This is a genomic window from Marinobacter sp. LV10MA510-1, assembly GCF_002563885.1.
Classification (GTDB): Bacteria; Pseudomonadota; Gammaproteobacteria; order Pseudomonadales; family Oleiphilaceae; genus Marinobacter.
Map to the genome: position 1 here is coordinate 4208002 of NZ_PDJA01000001.1, position 16104 is coordinate 4224105.

Sequence of the window (16104 nt, forward strand, 5' to 3'; positions counted from 1 at the left end):
AACAGGCGCTTGTGTTGCGTTATATAAGTGCGATGGTAAAGCTTTTCATCAGTATAGGGTATATGACCTTGGTTCAGGCGTAGATGCAAATGCGACACTAACGTTTGCGGTTGCGTCGAGTTTTCGCTTTCTTCTTAGCGTCTGCGATAACTTTTTCTGCGTCCAGTGCAGCTTGAACTTCGGCTTCAGCCAGAGCAATTTCGGTTTCGTGCTGGATCAAGCGCGGTGTTTCCAGTGAAATGCGCCCCAGAGTGCCAGCGCGGAATTCGTTCAGCAACACCTCCGACACTTTGTGTAAGTCCGGTATGCCGCCGCGCCCAAAAAAACGGCGCCTGGCTGCAATGGCGTCCATTGCAGCTAAGCCGTCAACCGGCAGCGGGTCCAGCCCGTAACGGCTGGTCAGGAAATCCGGGTAATGAGCCAGCAAATACTCGGCGGCAAACAGTGCAACGTCTTCAAAATCCAGTACGGCGCTGCGAATAGCGCCGGTAACCGCCAGGCGATAGCCACAGGCCGCCGGTGAAAGCTTGGGCCACAAAAAGCCGGGGGTGTCGTAGAGCAAAATGTTGTTCGGCAGTTTGATCGCTTGCTGAGCTCGGGTGACGGCCGGCTCGTTGCCGGTTTTTGCGGCAGGTCGTCCGGCCAGGGTATTAATCAAGGTCGATTTGCCGACGTTAGGAATGCCCAGAATCATTACCCGCAGCGCGCTTTTCTGGCGATCGTGATTCGGCGTTAGCTGTTCTGCCAAGGTAAGAATGTCCAGTGCTTCGCCGCGCTGGTTGTGGGTCAGGGTAATGGTTTTTACACCACGCTCCCGTTCTAGCCAGCTTTGCCACTGCCCTGTCACATCGGGGTCGGCCAGGTCGCGTTTGTTAAGCACTTTGATCAACGGCGTATCACCGCGCAGTTCAGGCACCAGCGGGTTTTCGCTGCTGAAAGGAATGCGGGCGTCCACCACCTCGATGATCAGGTCCATCTTCGGCATGACTTCTTTGATCTCCTTGCGGGCTTTGTGCATGTGCCCTGGAAACCAGTTAATCGCCATTGTGCTACTCCCGCTGCCCGTAAGAGCGCTGAATTCTAAAACGCCGAATTCAAAACGCGCTGGCCAGTGTGTGTGAATAAAAAGAGCCGCCATTATGCAGCAATTTCAGCGCAATACCGAAAGTCGATGACCAAACTTTCATATTTGCCTGAAAATCGCCGCAATGGTGGGCTGGCAGCCGTTTTGGTGGCTATTATTCGAAATAAACAGCCATTATGGGGTGCGACTTACCCGCATGATGCTTTAGGGTGTGTGAAATTATCCAAAACGGAGAGCAGTATGAAATTGTTAAAAGCACTGGGAACAGCACTGATTGCGGTAAGTCTGTCGGCGCCGGCATTGGCACAACAGGCGGATGGCCAGCCCGACCGTATAGATCAGCTGGCGCAAATGGTTGGCTTGAACGACGAGCAACAAGAACAGATCCGCAGCGTGTTTGACGAATTGCAGGGTCAGATTGTCGATCTTCGCCAACAGGCGCAAACCCTGCAGCAGCAGTTGCAAGCCGAGGTAAAAGCAGATTTCAGCGAAGATGCTATCCGCGAACAGGCGGAAGAGCTGGGTGATGTGACCGGTGAGATGGCGGCACTGTCTACTCTCATGCAGGCGAAGGTAGAGAGTATTTTTACAGATGAGCAGCGCAACGAGCTAAAAATGCAAATGCAGAAAATGCAGCAGATGCAACAACAGCAAATGCAGCAGGGCGGCCAGTAGGCGCAGCCCCGCCGCTAGCGGGAAGATGTCAGTGCGGGTGCCCGGTCAGCTTACGGATCTGACCGGTATCTGCATGGCGTTGACTGGCTCCGGGTTCGCCGGTGCAGTTTCTGCTGGTGAAGGAACCGCCGGCACCGCTAATCCAAGGTTGTTCTTGTCAAACACCCGGTCTGCACGGTAGCTCGATCGCACCAAGGGGCCTGATGGCACTTCCATAAAGCCCTTGGCCAAGCCAATTTCCCGGTAGCGGTTGAATTCGTCCGGGGTGACGTAACGCATCACCGGCAAATGGTTTGGAGTAGGGCGCAGGTACTGGCCCAGCGTTAGAATATCCACGCCCACCGCCAGCAGGTCGTCCATGGTTTGCTGAATTTCTTCGTCGGTCTCACCCAGACCTAGCATTAAGCTGGTTTTTGTCAGTACGTCTGGTCGGTACTGCTTGGCATGCTTCAGTACGCTTAGGGTTTTTTCGTAGCCGGCCCGTGGGTCGCGTACCGGATGAGTCAGGCGGCGAACGGTTTCTACGTTCTGGGCGAATACATCCAGCCCCGAATCCACAACCTGCTCTACGTGCTGCATAACCGCATCGAAGTCTGGCGTGAGTGCTTCCACTCTAACATCCGGCGTGCGGTGCTTGATGGCCGACACGCAGGCCGCGTAATGACTGGCACCGCCGTCTGGCAGATCGTCGCGGTCAACCGATGTCAGCACAATGTATTGTAAGCCCATCAGTTCTACCGATTTTGCCGTATTCTCGGGTTCGTCTTTATCTAGCCAGCCGTTGGGGTTGCCGGTGTCTACCGCGCAGAATTTGCAGGCACGTGTACATACCGAACCCATTACCATAATCGTTGCAGTGCCGTTGGCCCAGCACTCACCAATATTGGGGCAGTGGGATTCCTGGCACACGGTGACAACCTTGTGGCTTTTCACATTCTGTTTGACCGCCTCGTAGCGCTCACCACCGGGCATACGTGCGCGCAACCACTTGGGTTTTGGGTCGTTGCTGACGCCTTCGTTGGAAACATTGCGGCTTTGCTTAACGCCGTCCTTAATAGCAGCAAAGCCATGTTCACTGCGGAACTTGGCGCCACTGGCCACACGGGGCTTGGTGTTTGCGGTCATGGATGCGGAGCTCTCGTTCTGTACAAAAGACTTTGGTTAGGCTTAAAGGGTAAAGCCGAGGCGCGCCAGATACAAGAACAGTAGGGATAAACACGGGCACGGTACTGGTACTCAACATCTGCGCTACCGAAACAAGCCGGCAGCGCAGATGGCTGGAGTTCTCAGCGAACGGCCGCGTCCAGAGCCTGGGCAACATCGGCGATTATGTCGTCAATGTGCTCAATACCAATGGACAGGCGTACCAGATCTTCGCTAACACCTGCAGATTTCAGCTCGTCCGGGTTTAGCTGGCGGTGAGTGGTGGTTGCCGGGTGGCAGGCAAGAGATTTGGCATCGCCAATATTGACCAGGCGCAGCACCATGTCCAGCGCGTCAATGAAGCGTGCGCCAGCGTCTCGGCCGCCTTTAATACCGAAACTGAGAATACCGGAGGCTTTGCCGTCGCAGATTTTTTCGCAGGTGGCGCGGAACGGGCTGTTGGCCAGGCCAGCGTAGTTAACCCATTCCACCGACGGGTGATCCTGAAGGAACTGCGCGACTTTCTGGGCGTTCTCGCAGTGGCGTTCCATGCGCAGAGCGGCGGTTTCTATGCCCTGCATGATCAGGAACGCGTTAAACGGCGACAGCGCGGCACCGGTGTTGCGCAGTGGTATCACCCGGCAGCGGCCAATAAATGCGGCTGCCCCCAGGGCCTCGGTGTAAACCACACCGTGATAAGACGGATCTGGCTTGTTCAGCATCGGGAACTTATCTTCGTTGGCTTTCCAGTCAAATTTGCCAGAATCCACCACAACGCCGGCAACGGTAGTGCCGTGGCCGCCCAGGTATTTGGTCAACGAGTGAACTACGATGTCTGCGCCGTGTTCGATAGGGCGGCACAGGAACGGTGTGCCAACGGTGTTGTCCACGATCAGCGGCAATCCGTGCTTGTGCGCTATCTCGGCCCAGCGCTGAATGTCGACCACGTTGCCGGCCGGGTTGCCGATGGATTCACAGAACAGGGCGCGGGTGTTTTCATCTATGGCGTTTTCTACGCCGTCAAAGTCATCGTGGGTGAGCATTTTGCAGGTAATGCCCTGGTTCGGCAGGCTGTGGGCAAACAAATTGTAGGTGCCGCCGTAAAGCTGACTGGTGCTGACGATGTTATTGCCCACGGTGCAGATAGTTTGCAACGCATAGGTGATGGCTGACATGCCCGAAGCCACGGCCAATGCGCCAATGCCGCCTTCCAGTTGCGCCATACGCTCTTCCAGCACCGCGTTGGTGGGGTTCATGATGCGGGTATAGATATTGCCCTGTACTTTTAGGTCGAACAGGTCGGCGCCGTGCTGGGTGTCATCAAAGGTATAAGAGGTGGTTTGATAAATTGGCGTGGTTGCCGCTCTAGTGGTGGGGTCGCTTTTGAACCCGGCGTGCAACGCGATGGTTTCCCGCTTCATAACAGCTCATTCCTTTTGGTTATAGAAAGTGGACATGTGCAATCTTGCAGTATGCCACAGTCACAACCGGTTAAAAGAGCCGGCTTTCGAATTAGAAATTCTAAGCTAATACGCGATCAGTTCTTCCAGCGCGCGGGATCGTAGGAGAACACCGGCAGTGACCAACGCCAGCGAATAGCTGACATGCGCAGGGCCAGGCCAACGCTGAAAGCCGCCAGCAAACTGATGTCGTCGTGCACATGTTTATGCTGCAGGTAAAGATAGAGCAGGGCAACAACCAGCGACACGCTGGCGTATAGCTCGTGGCGCAAAACCTGGGGCGTCCGGTTGCAAAGAATGTCCCGCAGTATGCCGCCAAAAATGCCGGTGATCAGGCCTGCCATAATCACAACCGGAATCTCGTAGTCCAGCTTCAGAGCCACCTGACAGCCAATAATGGTGAAGGCGATCAGGCCGAGGGAGTCCAGAACCAAAAACAGCTGATGCAGGCGCCGCATATAACGGGCAATCACCATAGTAAACAGGCCGGCGCTGACGGTGATGTAAATGTAGCCGGGGTGCTGGGTCCAGTTAATCGGGTAGTTACCCAGCACCATGTCCCGCACGGTACCTCCACCTAACGCCGTAACGAAGGCAATCAGCGCCACGCCAAACATATCCATGTTGCGCCGGCCGGCAGCAAGCGCGCCAGACATGGCTTCGGCGGTAATGGCAATCAGATAAATCGAGATGAGCACACACAATTCCTATGCTGCGAGGCGCGCTATTATACAAGCGCTGGCATGGCTGTAGGGGACAGATTTAAAAATCTGTCCCCGATTCGGCTCTCAGTTTGCGGAGACAGATTTCAAATCTGTCTCCTACTTGAACTCGGTCCCCGGTTTTTGAAAAGGCTGGCTGATCGGGAAAATCGTGTCGTATGCCCAGGTAAAGGCAAAGGCGTACACCAGATAAAAGGCTATAAAGCCAAGATCTATTATCAGGGCTTCCATCAGGCTTACGTCGAGTATGCGGGTAACAATCGGCAGGAATACAACCATCAGCCCCAGCTCAAAACCAAAGGCGTGGGCAACTCTTAGCTTGACGGTTTTCTTTGGCGTGCCGGTGTACTTCAGCAGAGCATGATCAAACAGCAGGTTGTAAATGTAGTTCCAAACGGTAGCGATGGTGGCACCAATGGCACCTAGCAAGCCAAAATCCACCATGGAATAGCCCAGCACCAGAGTGCCAAAGCTGATAACAACAATCAGACCAATCACTTCAAAGCTGACCGCCTGGCGAATACGGTCTGGCGTGGTGCGCATCAACAAAACTCCGTTGCAGCGGGCCGTCCCGAATGCTGTGTCCCTAAATAGGCGAGGTCGTCCTCGTGATGTTTGCGAAAGTACGATTATACCCGGAAATCTCCCGCAAAAAAAAAGACCCACAGCGTTAACTGTAAGTCCTTGAAGTCTGGTAGCAAGGGGCGGAGTTGAACCGCCGACCCCAGCATTATGAGTGCTGTGCTCTAACCAACTGAGCTACCTTGCCATCACTCCATCAACGATGGAAGCGGCGCGTATAGTAAGTTTCGCTGCCGAATGTGTCAAGGGTTGGGCGTTAGATATTTCGAGAAAACTCGAGTATATGGCCTTTAAACGGCTTCTCAAGGTAGTCCGTGTGAACGGGTTTTGTGTGGCTGTTGCTGAAACCGTGCGCGGCCAGTTTTACGCTGATTTTAGTTTTTCGGCCACGGCCGGGGTCCGCCAGAATCACGTCGCAGCGGGGCTTGGCGTGATTGTTAATAAATTCGGCCAGTAACGGAACGTGCTCGTCTTCGTACAACAGATCACTGCCAATAATCAGGTCAAAAAGCCCCAGTTCACTGTGGTCATCGGCCCAGTCTGCACGCTCAAACGCAATGCTTTTGCCCTGATTCAGCAGAGTGTTGCGAACCAGGAAGTGTTCAACTTCGGGGTGATAGTCGGTCGCCGTGATATCGGCTTGGCGCCCGTTCAGCAGCAGGCTTGATAGCGCCATGCCGCAGCCGATTTCCAAGATGCGTTTGCCCTCAATCGGGTAGTCCAGCATATGGTTTGCCAGCACTATGCTAGACGGCCATAACACGCCAAAAATCGGCCAGGCCGCAGAGGAAATACCAAGGGCATCGGCCGCGCCTTCGGGGTCGTTAAACTGTTGATTGTCGCGCAGGGTACACAGATGGATATCAGTATTACCAACTTCGATGGTTTGGTAACGCAGACGCAAAGGAAGGCTGTCCATTATGGCTTGAAAGCTCCTTTCTGAATGACCGATACCTGTGTCTGGTTACGGCCTGATGTCTTAGCGCTATAAAGGGCTTTATCAACGCGCTCAATCAAATCCGCTAAAGCTTCCTCGGGCTGCAATTCGCCCAAACCGATCGACACGGTGACGGGGCCCACGTTTTCGTGATGTTTGTTCTGCACGGCCTGCTGGCAACGTTCGGCCAGCAGCAGTCCCTGGTCTAAATTGCAGCCACCGAAAATAAGCAGGAACTCTTCGCCGCCCCAGCGTATCACGGTATCATTAGCCCTCAGTGTAGCAATCATCGTGCTCGTAACAGCTCTGAGAACTATATCGCCGGCGGCATGCCCCCAACTGTCGTTAACTTGTTTGAAATGGTCGATGTCAGCCATCACGATCGACATAGGCAGTTTGGACCCGCGGTGCTGCATATAGGCCTTTTTCAGCGCTAGCTCTCCGGCTACTCGGGTCAGGGCTCCCGTTAGCCCGTCAAAGCGCACCATTTCACGAAACGTCTGTTCTTCCAATACTCGAGTTGTCAGGTCGCGAAATATACTCACGTAATGACTGACATTATTCGCTTCATCGGTCAGCGGCGTTATTGTCTCGTCACAGTAAATCAGCTCGTTATTCTTGCCGCGGTTAACAAAAGTGCCCTTGTAAGAACGCCCCTTCTTCAGGGTGTCCCACATGTCCTTATAGAATTCAAAATTCTGTTCTCCGGAATTGAACATGCTCGGATTTCGACCCAGTACCTCCGTGAGTCCGTACCCGGTGATTGTCTCGAAGGCCTTGTTAGCAAATTCGATGGTTCCATGGCTATCGGTGATAAGCACGCCATCATCGGTAGCGTTGATTACGTGGGCAAAAAGCTGAGTTGTTTTCTGCGCGGCTATCAGGCTGCTGATGTCCCGCTGTAACGAAATGAAATGCGTAATCTCACCTGCCTCATTACGTACAGGAGAAATGTTCCACTCGACCGTGTACGGGCGGCCATCTTTGCGGTAGTTAATCGTCGAACCTTGAAAATGGGTGCCGTCATGAAGGCAATGGCGCAGTCTGTCAATCACATCAGGATTGGTTGCTGGCCCCTGAAGAAGGCGCGGGTTTCGTCCGAGTAACTCTTCTTCGTTGTAGCCCGTCATCCGCAGAAAGGCCTGATTGGCGAAGACAATACGGTGCCCTTCTTCGCCAGAGTTTGCATCTGTCAGTAAAGCAGCGTTGTAAGACTGTTCAAAAGCAAAAGCAGTGACGTTCGGATCGGTGTGGTCAGCAATCGTATTCATACCAAGGGCAACATTTTGCGTGAGTTGATTGTCGTATGTGGCCGTTGTTGCTTGCAACCGCACTTGGCCTGATCATGCAGACGGCCGCTTTATGTCCAGCGCCAATGTTTGAATGTAACAAAAAATCAGTCAGGCCGTAGGGTCAACCTCATTTTCTTAGCGCTCAGCGGCCTCGAGTACCAGAATCCCTGAGCGATATCGCAACCCTTATTTTTAACGAACTGCGCGGAATTCCAATTCAAAATCTCTGATTTAGTGTTGGATGGATAGCGCCTATTTTGGTCGGTCTTGGTTTTCGATGTACGCACGAAGAACGCTGATCGGTGCGCCACCCACCGACAATAAACAGTACGATCGGCTCCAAAGCGCGTTTGTGCCCCAGTAGTACTGCTTGAGTTGCGCCCCATACTCTTTCTTAATCATCCGGCTGCTGACGGTTTTCAGCGTGTTGATCAGCTTTGCCGGCGTGATCATCGGGTGAAGCGTGATGAGCGCGTGAATATGATCCGCCTCGCCATTGAGCTCGTCCAGACCGCAATCATCGGCGCTTAACAGTCGGATAAACTCATCTTCAAGCCAGAGCAGCATCTCGTCATTCAGGCATTTGTGTCTGTACTTGGTCACCAGGACCAAATGATATTGGAGTTTGTAGATGCAGGAATTATGGCTTCTTTTCATACTAAAAGATCACTGTATAAGAATTGACACCAATTTTGGCTGTCTGTAATATTATTAACATGAGCAAAGAGAAATCAACGCATATCCGCACCCAACAGATTGTCATTCGGAAGCCGCATGAGGCGTTTCGTGGGGCCGGCGTTTGTACTCAGATTGTTCGCAGAATCAAAAACGCCACCTCCTATTTGATGCAGCACCACCCTGAAGGCAAAGATCAAACGCTGTCGCACCGCGACGCTGATAAATGGCTCAAGAAAAACAACCGAGAGCTGTACGCCAAGCTCCCCCCGGTCAAAACACAGTTTCGTTTTTCGCAGAACTGGAACGCTTTGGTGGGCGACACCGTTGCTCTTGAAGTGCGCATCGTACCCAAAGGCAACTGCTTTATAATCGAACTCATCTACGACGAATCAAAAATCGTGGAGGCGGGCCGTTTCTGCCGTCTTCTCGACAAATCCCGCAAGGCCGGGATCGATTTAGGCATCAACAACCTCATCGCACTCGCAACGGATCAGCCGGGCGTTCGCGCTGTGACCAACAAGCGTCATCGCCGGATGAAAGACTTGCTGCACAGAGCGTCCAGCAAGGTTGCCTCCAAAATGGCACTTTGGAGGCCAAAGGCCGTACGCAGCTGTTCAATGTCCAGGTCTTCAACTGCGTCAGAGCCTGGTAAGGTGCCTTTAGGCATTAAAGCGCTCCGTCAGGCCATGGAGGTCGGCCGTTATTTTTTCCAAAGCCTGGTCACTATCGCTTGTTTTAGAAACGCTTTCCAAGCTTTCATCCTTGGCACTGGATCGAAGGGTAGTGATGATCTTCTGAATGGATTCGGTTGATCCACAGGTTTTTTGCGCCAGTGAGCGAACTTCGTCTGCTACAACCGCAAACCCGCGGCCGTGCTCGCTCGCTCGGGCGGCCTCAATGGCAGCATTGAGGGCCAGCAGGTTGGTTTGGTCTGCAATGGATTGAATTAAGCTGGCTGCTGTATTGATGTGGTCAGTTTCAGTCGCCAGGCTTTCCACAGCAGTGCGCACCTGATCAACCGTAACGGACAGCGCTTCAATCACCGTCAGCGTGGTCTGGGCGACATCACTGCCCTGTGCAACCAGGGAGGTAGCGCTTTGAGCCTTTTCAGCCGTCAGCTGAATGTTGTGCGGACTGCCAATCAGCTCTTCCCTGGTGAAACCGCTGACGGCCTCGAACTCATTGTTGCAGTAAAGTATTTATTCTATATTGTACGATCAAACATCCTGACCATTTTTTTCTGAAGATACGAATATGAAAAGTACTGTCGTACTTATTTCACTGGGCGGCACCATCGCCAGTCTTCCGGGCAGTTCGGGGCGGGCGATTGCGGGTGCCCTTTCAGGCAAAGAGTTGATGGATACGTTGCAGATTGATAGCGACGGTCCGGTGGAAGTTATCACTCTTTACCAGAAGCCCAGCAATGCCATCACCATTGACGATCTGCTGCAGTTGAGAACGTTGTGTCTCGAGTTGTCGCAGCGTAAAGATGTGGCCGGGTTGGTTGTGTCCCAAGGCACGGACACCCTCGAAGATACGGCCTATTTCCTCGACACAAGCCTGGCGCTTGAAGACACTGCTCTTGTGGTCACGGGCGCTCAGCGAGTGCCCTATGCCACGGGATCGGATGCCGGCCCCAATCTTCGCGATGCGTTGAAGGTAGCGAATGCGCCGCAGGCACGGGGCGCCGGCGCACTGGTGGTGTTCAATGAAGAGATTCACGGGGCAAGCTCTGTGCGCAAACTCAGCAGCTATCAGCTTAATGGCTTTGGTTCGCCGGGTATCGGGCCCGTGGGTTTTGTCGACGGCGACGAGGTCCGGCTCACCAAGCGATTGCAACGCTTATGCGCAATTGCGCCGGGCGAGCAGCTGCCGCGGGTGGATATTATTCCGGTAGCGCTTGGCGCATCGCCGGCTCTGCTTGAAGCGGCGGTGGCCAACGGCGCCCAGGGGCTAATAATAGACGCTGTCGGCCGTGGCCAGGTTCCACCGGACTGGATGGAACCGCTTGGCGTCCTGCGTGCCACGGGCGTCCCTGTGGTGGTCGTGTCGTCGACCCAATGGGGCAGGCTCGCAGAGGCCTATGAGTACCGGGGGTCACTGGCTGAACAGGTCGCGATAGGCGTGCTCAAGGCCAGCCACCTTAATGCCAGAAAGGCCCGGCTGCGGCTTATGTGCGCTTTGTCGTGCAATATGCCAATCGATCAGTCGCTATTTTCCTGACAGTCTGGCTGCCCCTTGCAGTAGCGACCGTTTCAGGCTCTTCAAAAAGCGCTGAGTGTTTCCGTTATTTTAATCAGACATTAAAGCGGAAGTGCACCACATCGCCGTTTTTGACGATGTATTCTTTGCCTTCCAGGCGCCATTTTCCGGCGTCTTTGGCGCCGGCTTCACCTTTGAACTGGATGAAGTCTTCGTAGCCAATCACCTCGGCACGAATAAAACCGCGTTCGAAGTCGGTGTGTATCACGGCGGCGGCCTGGGGCGCAGTGGCGCCAATTTTTACGGTCCAGGCGCGTACTTCCTTCACACCGGCGGTAAAGTAGGTCTGCAGGCCCAGCAAGCCGTAGCCAGCGCGAATCACGCGGTCAAGGCCGGGCTCTTCCATGCCCATCTCGTCCAGGAACATGCTTTTTTCGTCGTCTTCCAGTTCGGAGATTTCTGCTTCAATTTTGTTACAGATGGGCACCACCACGGCGTTTTCGGCAGCGGCGATTTCGCGCACGGTGTCCAGGTACGGATTGTTCTCGAAGCCGTCTTCGGCCACGTTGGCGATGTACATGGTGGGCTTGATGGTCAGCAGGCACAGTTCCCGAATCAGCAGCAGTTCGTCTTTAGTCAGGCCCATACTGCGTACCGGTTGGCCTTCGTTCAGAACCGGAAGCAAGCGTTCAAAAATATCCAGCTGGGCTTTGGCTTCTTTGTCACCGCCTTTGGCGATGCGCTGTACCCGCCTGATGGCTTTTTCCACGGTGTCCATGTCGGCCAGCGCCAGTTCGGTGTTGATCACCTCTATGTCATCCGCCGGGCTTATCTTGTTGGCCACGTGAATAACATTGCTGTCGTCAAAACAACGCACTACGTGGGCAATGGCTTCGGTCTGGCGGATGTTGGCCAGAAACTGGTTGCCCAGGCCTTCGCCCTTGGACGCACCGGCTACCAGCCCGGCAATGTCCACAAACTCCATGGTGGTTGGCACAACACGCTGGGGCTTAACAATCTCGGCCAGCTTGGTCAGGCGCGGGTCGGGCATGGCCACTACGCCGGCGTTGGGCTCGATGGTGCAGAACGGAAAGTTTTCTGCGCCAATGCCTGCGTTGGTCAGTGCGTTGAACAAGGTAGATTTGCCGACGTTGGGAAGGCCGACGATGCCGCAGTTAAATCCCATGGAGTGCCTCTGATGCTGCTGAAAATGTGCCTAGGGGACAGACTTAAAGTCTGTCCCCGCTGTGTGATGCTTGCTTAGGGACAGATTTGAAATCTGTCCCTGGTTTCTCGGTTCGTGCTTAGGGACAGATTTCAAATCTGTCCCTGATTTAAGCGTTGGCGTCAAAGCCGTGCAGGCGGTTCATGGCCGCGGCCATGTTGCCGTTGGCGGCGTCTGGCAGCACGCGCATGGTTTCATCGAAGACCGCGTTCAGTGCTTCGGCTTCCTGTTTGCCCAGGCGGCTCAGTACATAGCCGGTTACCTGACGGGCTTCGCCAGGGTGGCCAATGCCAAGTCGCAAGCGCTGGAAATTGTTGGTGCCAAGGTGTGCAATGCTGTCGCGCAAACCATTATGACCGCCGTGACCGCCGCCTTTTTTCAGTTTCGCGGTGCCCGGGGGTAAATCGAGTTCGTCGTGGGCGATCAGAATCTGTTCGGGGAGTATCTTGAAAAAGTCTGCCAGCGCTTTTACCGACAAACCGCTGCGATTCATGAACGTTAAAGGGTTCAGCAAATGCAGTTCCACGCCTTGCCATTGAATACGGGCATAAAGGCCGTGGTATTTCTTTTCAAGGCGAAGCGCCTGACCCGCATCGCGGGCCAGTGCCTCAACGAAGAGGGCGCCGGCATTATGGCGGGTATTCTCGTAATCGGCACCAGGGTTACCCAGTCCAACCACCATGACAATATCCTGTGCCATCTGCCGTCGTCCCCGCAGTGATTACTACTTGTCTTCGCCTTCTTCTTCGTCTTCAACGGTGTCAGACTTCACGCCTTTAGGCTTGTTGATGGTAACAATAGCCTGGTCGTGCTCTGCGCCGTGCTGCAGTGCTGGAATGCGAACGCCTTCTGGAAGCTTCAGTTCGCTCATGTGCACAATGCCATCCATCTCGACGTCAAACAGGTCGATTTCGATGAACTCTGGCAGGTTCTCCGGTAAACAGGCTACTTCTACCTGGGTCATCAAACGGAAGGCAACGCCACCAAAGGTCTTGATGGCCGGAGCAGTTTCTTCGTTCACCAAGTGCAGCGGTACGTGAACGAAGATTTCTTCGTCTTTGTTAACGCGCTGGAAGTCAGCGTGGCTCAGAAGCGGCTTGTACGGGTGACGCTGCAGATCCTTCAGGATAACGCTTTCTTTTTCGCCGTTCAGTTCAATGGTCAGAACGCGAGAGTAGAACGCTTCGTTTTCAAGCGCCTTTTTCAGATCGTTGTGCCAGATGGAGATGGGCGTAGCGTCTTTGTGACCACCGTAGATGATGGCCGGGATTTTACGCTCTTCGCGACGCAGGCGGCGGCTCGCACCTCTCCCCTGGTCGTCACGAGGAAATGCTGTAAGTACAAAGTCCTGAGACATGGTAAGTATCCTTATCGTCATCTGCACGGCCCGCGACCAGGCCCTTTACAGATGAGGTTTTAAAAAGCCGGCGGTGCCAGCTATGAAAAGGTACGGGAGCCGTTGTGGCTCCCGTACCGGTATTTGCTTTTGCGGTCTATTTGAAACTGTTCCAGTTATTCGGAACGGCTCAAAAATCAGATCGACTTAGACATTCTCGAACATGGCGCTGATAGATTCTTCGTTGCTAACGCGGCGAATAGACTCCGCGAGCAGTCCGGCCATACTGAGGGGACGGATTCTATCACATTGCCGGGCTTTTTCACCCAGAGGAATGGTGTCGCACACCACCAGTTCGTCCAGTTCGGAATTATTGATGTTTTCGATGGCTTTGCCTGACAGCACCGGGTGAGTGATGTAGGCCACAACTCGCGATGCTCCGTGCTTTTTCAGGGCTTCGGCGGCTTTGCACAGGGTGCCGGCGGTATCAACAATGTCGTCAACCAGAATGCAAACCTTGCCACGCACGTCACCAATAATGTGCATAACCTGGGACACGTTGGCTTTGGGGCGACGCTTGTCGATAATCGCAAGATCTGCGTCATCCAGGCGCTTGGCCACGGCGCGGGCCCGCACAACACCGCCAACGTCGGGCGATACCACAACAAAGTTTTCAAAACGTTGCTTTTCAATGTCTTCAATCAGTACCGGTGTGGCGTAAATATTGTCTACCGGAATGTCGAAGAAGCCTTGAATCTGATCGGCGTGCAAGTCTACGGTCAGTACCCGATCTACACCAATGCTGGAAATCATGTCAGCAACCACTTTGGCGCTGATGGCGACACGGCTGGAGCGAACTCGACGATCCTGACGGGCGTATCCGTAATAGGGGATAACCGCGGTGATACGTGACGCTGAAGCCCGGCGCAGGGCGTCGGCCATCACAATAAGTTCCATCAAATTGTCGTTGGTGGGGTGGCACGTAGGCTGGATGATAAAAACATCGTGGCCGCGCACATTTTCGTTAATTTCAACGGTGGTTTCACCATCGCTAAAACAACCGACTGTTGCGTTGCCAACTGGAATATGGAGTTGCTTGGAAATCGCGTGGGCAAGGTCAGGATTGGCGTTGCCGGCAAAAATCATTAACTTGGACACGATAGCATCCTTCTCGGTATCGGCGTGTGATTCAGAGGAAGCAGGAGAAAGATGGCTGGGGTGGCAGGATTCGAACCTGCGCATGACGGGATCAAAACCCGTTGCCTTACCACTTGGCGACACCCCAGTGTCGTGCTTATTTGGCATCATTTTAACTCTGCTAGTTTCTGGTGTAGAGGTGAATGATTCACCCCTCTAGCTACGAAACCCTTGATGCCGGAGGGTCTGCTTTCCCAGATAATCCGGGCTGCGGATTCTGTCGGGAAACGGCCAAAAATGCAAGCCCCTGTTCCGGTTAATCTTGCAGGTCCGAATTGCGAAAGCCAATCCAGGCTTCTGGCGACATCAGGATACAGTTCGCGAACCGTTGCTTCACAGTCGTTTTTGTACCTCGAGGCGTCTCCCTCAAAAGCGGGCGCCATTGTCATTTTTGGAGTGTTCCTTGTCAACCCTTTTGCTGAAAAAATCTTGGCGGTCTGAATGTCACATTCGGGCTTGAGCACCACGAACCAGTCTTGTGGCGGGTTTGCAGGCGTCAGCTGTTCACCGACGCCTTCGCCGATGGCTGCGTGACCGCGTACAAAAACCGGTACATCGGCGCCCAATTTCAGGCCCATTTCTGCCAGAGCGTCTTCGTCATGGCCAAGCTGCCACAGGTGATTCAACGCCAGCAGGGTGGTTGCGGCGTTAGAACTTCCGCCGCCCAAGCCACCGCCCATGGGCAGTTTCTTGCAGATACTGATGGTTACACCGGGCAACTGCCACAGCGCGTCCCCGGCCAATGCGAGAGCCGCCTTGATAATCAGGTTGTCCGCATCGGCTATCCCGGGCATCGATTGCGCCAGGCGTATGCCGGGCTTATAGGGCGTCAGCTCAAAAGTCAGTTCATCGCCGTAGTCCAGAAACTGGAACAGGGTTTGAAGCAGATGGTAACCGTCGGCGCGGCGGCCATTGATGTGCAAAAACAGATTCAGCTTTGCCGGCGCTGGCAAGGTAATGCTCGTCATCATTAAAGCGCCTGCCAGTCAGTGATCGCCATGCGCACGCGCTTCTCGCCCTTGGTTGCAGTGATGCGGGCGGGCAGTGCCGGCAGTTCGGCGCTGGCGCTGTACCAGCGGTCGTATTGGATATGCCAGCCGCTCTGGCGAATAGCCACCAGTTCCCCGGTGCTGTCGAACAGCAGGCGGAAGTCGCCATCGGGCGCGGTTAAACCCCGCACCCACCAGGTCAGCTGGTTCAATGGCAAGCGCCAGCCCGTTGCCGCCAGTACCAGCTCGTCTGGTTCAGCGGATTGGTAACGCTCGCCATCGGCCAGTGTCAGTTCGATAAAGTCGGGTGAGCCTTTAAGCCGAGTGCGGCCCATGCCCAAAAAAGCAGAAGACAGGGTCAGGTCATAGTCTTCGTTGTGTTGTACCCATTGGTTAATCAGCGCGCTACCGCTGTCTGAAGGCTGCTTAACGGCAAGCTTGCCGGTCAGTTGCCAGTGATTAAGATTCTGCCGCTGGCGCACGGTGTCTGGCCAGGAGGTGGGAGGCTGGTCGGTCAGGCCTTCCGGTAAGGGCTCCAGAATAATCGTGCTACAGGCGCTCAGCGTAGCCAGCACAAGCATT

18 protein-coding genes and 2 tRNA genes are annotated in these 16104 nt (G+C 54.3%); 2 read left to right on the forward strand and 18 right to left on the reverse strand.

Annotated features, from left to right (window positions below):
- Positions 1-97: 97 nt before the first annotated feature.
- The gene (gene ylqF, locus ATI45_RS20370) at positions 98-1045 is read right to left on the reverse strand and encodes a ribosome biogenesis GTPase YlqF (RefSeq protein ID WP_098421380.1); all 948 of its coding nucleotides are present in this window, start codon (positions 1043-1045) and stop codon (positions 98-100) included.
- Between the two features lie 279 nt (positions 1046-1324).
- Between ylqF and ATI45_RS20375 the strand changes: the two genes are divergently transcribed.
- Complete coding sequence (locus tag ATI45_RS20375; protein ID WP_228736028.1) at positions 1325-1759, forward strand: Spy/CpxP family protein refolding chaperone; 435 nt, start codon at positions 1325-1327, stop codon at positions 1757-1759.
- A gap of 45 nt (positions 1760-1804) precedes the next feature.
- Here the strand turns inward: ATI45_RS20375 and lipA are convergent, their stop codons facing one another.
- From lipA to ATI45_RS22910, 10 genes are all read right to left on the reverse strand, one after another.
- Positions 1805-2884 (reverse strand): lipoyl synthase, encoded by a 1080-nt coding sequence (gene lipA, locus ATI45_RS20380; protein WP_098421382.1) that lies wholly within the window; start codon positions 2882-2884, stop codon positions 1805-1807.
- A 161-nt stretch (positions 2885-3045) separates the two neighbouring features.
- Positions 3046-4323: an O-acetylhomoserine aminocarboxypropyltransferase/cysteine synthase family protein gene (locus ATI45_RS20385; RefSeq protein ID WP_098421383.1), complete on the reverse strand. Its 1278-nt coding sequence runs from the start codon at positions 4321-4323 to the stop codon at positions 3046-3048.
- A 116-nt stretch (positions 4324-4439) separates the two neighbouring features.
- Positions 4440-5060 carry a trimeric intracellular cation channel family protein gene (locus ATI45_RS20390; RefSeq protein ID WP_098421384.1) on the reverse strand — a complete coding sequence of 207 codons (621 nt, stop codon included), beginning with the start codon at positions 5058-5060 and terminating at the stop codon, positions 4440-4442.
- Positions 5061-5183: 123 nt separating this feature from the next.
- Positions 5184-5627 carry a PACE efflux transporter gene (locus ATI45_RS20395; RefSeq protein WP_098421385.1) on the reverse strand — a complete coding sequence of 148 codons (444 nt, stop codon included), beginning with the start codon at positions 5625-5627 and terminating at the stop codon, positions 5184-5186.
- Positions 5628-5776: 149 nt separating this feature from the next.
- Positions 5777-5853: transfer RNA gene (locus tag ATI45_RS20400), tRNA-Met, on the reverse strand.
- 69 nt (positions 5854-5922) lie between these two features.
- Positions 5923-6585, reverse strand: a complete 663-nt coding sequence (locus ATI45_RS20405) for a class I SAM-dependent methyltransferase (RefSeq protein ID WP_098421386.1) — start codon at positions 6583-6585, stop codon at positions 5923-5925.
- Positions 6585-7931 carry a PAS domain-containing protein gene (locus ATI45_RS20410; RefSeq protein ID WP_228736029.1) on the reverse strand — a complete coding sequence of 449 codons (1347 nt, stop codon included), beginning with the start codon at positions 7929-7931 and terminating at the stop codon, positions 6585-6587. The genes ATI45_RS20405 and ATI45_RS20410 overlap by 1 nt, the downstream gene beginning before the upstream one ends.
- Before the next feature lie 216 nt (positions 7932-8147).
- Positions 8148-8552, reverse strand: a complete 405-nt coding sequence (tnpA, locus tag ATI45_RS20415) for an IS200/IS605 family transposase (RefSeq protein ID WP_098421387.1) — start codon at positions 8550-8552, stop codon at positions 8148-8150.
- A gap of 544 nt (positions 8553-9096) precedes the next feature.
- Positions 9097-9240 carry a hypothetical protein gene (locus tag ATI45_RS23395; RefSeq protein ID WP_179888439.1) on the reverse strand — a complete coding sequence of 48 codons (144 nt, stop codon included), beginning with the start codon at positions 9238-9240 and terminating at the stop codon, positions 9097-9099.
- A complete protein-coding gene (locus ATI45_RS22910) occupies positions 9233-9616 on the reverse strand; it encodes a methyl-accepting chemotaxis protein (protein WP_416376672.1) in 384 nt (127 codons plus the stop codon). The genes ATI45_RS23395 and ATI45_RS22910 overlap by 8 nt, the downstream gene beginning before the upstream one ends.
- 211 nt (positions 9617-9827) lie before the next feature.
- Between ATI45_RS22910 and ATI45_RS20430 the strand changes: the two genes are divergently transcribed.
- Complete coding sequence (locus ATI45_RS20430) at positions 9828-10796, forward strand: asparaginase (RefSeq protein WP_098421389.1); 969 nt, start codon at positions 9828-9830, stop codon at positions 10794-10796.
- Between the two features lie 73 nt (positions 10797-10869).
- Here the strand turns inward: ATI45_RS20430 and ychF are convergent, their stop codons facing one another.
- The 7 genes from ychF to lolB all read right to left on the reverse strand — a co-directional run bounded on the left by ychF (position 10870) and on the right by lolB (position 16103).
- The gene (gene ychF, locus ATI45_RS20435; protein WP_098421390.1) at positions 10870-11961 is read right to left on the reverse strand and encodes a redox-regulated ATPase YchF; all 1092 of its coding nucleotides are present in this window, start codon (positions 11959-11961) and stop codon (positions 10870-10872) included.
- Positions 11962-12109: 148 nt separating this feature from the next.
- Entirely contained in the window at positions 12110-12700 is a 591-nt protein-coding gene (gene pth, locus ATI45_RS20440; RefSeq protein ID WP_098421391.1) for an aminoacyl-tRNA hydrolase, read from the reverse strand.
- Positions 12701-12724: 24 nt separating this feature from the next.
- The gene (locus tag ATI45_RS20445; protein ID WP_098421392.1) at positions 12725-13357 is read right to left on the reverse strand and encodes a 50S ribosomal protein L25/general stress protein Ctc; all 633 of its coding nucleotides are present in this window, start codon (positions 13355-13357) and stop codon (positions 12725-12727) included.
- Between the two features lie 186 nt (positions 13358-13543).
- Positions 13544-14494, reverse strand: coding sequence for a ribose-phosphate diphosphokinase (locus ATI45_RS20450; RefSeq protein WP_098421393.1), 951 nt, complete (start codon positions 14492-14494; stop codon positions 13544-13546).
- Between the two features lie 52 nt (positions 14495-14546).
- A tRNA-Gln gene (locus tag ATI45_RS20455) sits at positions 14547-14621 on the reverse strand.
- A gap of 19 nt (positions 14622-14640) precedes the next feature.
- On the reverse strand, positions 14641-15504 hold the full coding sequence (gene ispE / locus ATI45_RS20460) for a 4-(cytidine 5'-diphospho)-2-C-methyl-D-erythritol kinase (protein ID WP_098421394.1): 864 nt from the start codon (positions 15502-15504) through the stop codon (positions 14641-14643).
- A complete protein-coding gene (gene lolB, locus ATI45_RS20465) occupies positions 15504-16103 on the reverse strand; it encodes a lipoprotein insertase outer membrane protein LolB (protein ID WP_179888295.1) in 600 nt (199 codons plus the stop codon). Before lolB ends, ispE begins: the two co-directional genes overlap by 1 nt.
- Position 16104 lies beyond the last annotated feature (1 nt).

Bases quoted from the DNA above. Each gene is read 5' to 3' on its own strand.
- ylqF (WP_098421380.1), bottom strand. From the start codon at position 1,045: ATGGCGATTAACTGGTTTCCAGGGCACATGCACAAAGCCCGCAAGGAG.
- ATI45_RS20375 (WP_228736028.1), top strand. From the start codon at position 1,325: ATGAAATTGTTAAAAGCACTGGGAACAGCACTGATTGCGGTAAGTCTG.
- lipA (WP_098421382.1), bottom strand. From the start codon at position 2,884: ATGACCGCAAACACCAAGCCCCGTGTGGCCAGTGGCGCCAAGTTCCGC.
- ATI45_RS20385 (WP_098421383.1), bottom strand. From the start codon at position 4,323: ATGAAGCGGGAAACCATCGCGTTGCACGCCGGGTTCAAAAGCGACCCC.
- ATI45_RS20395 (WP_098421385.1), bottom strand. From the start codon at position 5,627: ATGCGCACCACGCCAGACCGTATTCGCCAGGCGGTCAGCTTTGAAGTG.
- ATI45_RS20405 (WP_098421386.1), bottom strand. From the start codon at position 6,585: ATGGACAGCCTTCCTTTGCGTCTGCGTTACCAAACCATCGAAGTTGGT.
- tnpA (WP_098421387.1), bottom strand. From the start codon at position 8,552: ATGAAAAGAAGCCATAATTCCTGCATCTACAAACTCCAATATCATTTG.
- ATI45_RS23395 (WP_179888439.1), bottom strand. From the start codon at position 9,240: ATGCCTAAAGGCACCTTACCAGGCTCTGACGCAGTTGAAGACCTGGAC.
- ATI45_RS20430 (WP_098421389.1), top strand. From the start codon at position 9,828: ATGAAAAGTACTGTCGTACTTATTTCACTGGGCGGCACCATCGCCAGT.
- ychF (WP_098421390.1), bottom strand. From the start codon at position 11,961: ATGGGATTTAACTGCGGCATCGTCGGCCTTCCCAACGTCGGCAAATCT.
- pth (WP_098421391.1), bottom strand. From the start codon at position 12,700: ATGGCACAGGATATTGTCATGGTGGTTGGACTGGGTAACCCTGGTGCC.
- ATI45_RS20445 (WP_098421392.1), bottom strand. From the start codon at position 13,357: ATGTCTCAGGACTTTGTACTTACAGCATTTCCTCGTGACGACCAGGGG.
- ispE (WP_098421394.1), bottom strand. From the start codon at position 15,504: ATGATGACGAGCATTACCTTGCCAGCGCCGGCAAAGCTGAATCTGTTT.
- lolB (WP_179888295.1), bottom strand. From the start codon at position 16,103: ATGCTTGTGCTGGCTACGCTGAGCGCCTGTAGCACGATTATTCTGGAG.